Annotated in this window: 1 protein-coding gene; it reads right to left on the reverse strand. The window is 43.7% G+C overall.

Features of this window, described 5'->3' with window-relative positions; all coding sequences use genetic code 11:
* Positions 1 to 700: aminotransferase class III-fold pyridoxal phosphate-dependent enzyme (locus ACS8FD_RS20710; protein ID WP_439277252.1), on the reverse strand; the 700-nt coding region annotated here is incomplete at both ends.

The following is a 700-nucleotide window of genomic DNA, read 5'->3' on the forward strand; positions in this document are numbered from 1 at the left end:
TCAGGCTCTATAGTCAGTGGCGGTAACAGACGAATAATATGTCGATGTTTACCACTAGGCATGAGCAATAGACCCTCCTCACGCGCTTGCTTTAAAACGCACGCCATTATACTCGGATGAGTGCCGTATTCAGAATGACGAAGCTCAATACCACGCATAGCGCCAATACCAGTGAGACCATATAACCAAGGCGAAATGCCTTCTTCTTGCCACTGAGCAATGGTATTCTCAATCGTTTGTGCATATTGATCGGCAAAGGCCCATATCTCGTCCTCTTGCATGATATCTATAGTTGCATTTGCTGCTGCACATGCGACCGGATTACCTGAATAAGTACCTCCTAAACTGCCTTTAGGTAAGCCGTTCATCACGCTAGCTTTACCTATTACAGCACCTAAAGGCAATCCTCCTGCGATACTTTTACCTAGTAGTATCATATCCGGTTCGATTCCTAAGTGCGGAAATGCAAATGGTGACCCTGTACGACCATAGCCTGATTGAATTTCATCCATAATCAGCAAAATACCATGGTCATCACAGAAAGCACGTAGATATTTAGCGAATGATGGTGACATTAATTGGAAACCACCTTCACCTTGTACTGGCTCTGCGATAATGGCGCCAATATTATTGACATCCGTCTCTACTTCAAATAAGCGGTTTAAAGCATCAATGGCATGCTGATCACTAACTTCATTAT

This window comes from Psychrobacter sp. 1U2, from assembly GCF_051847575.1.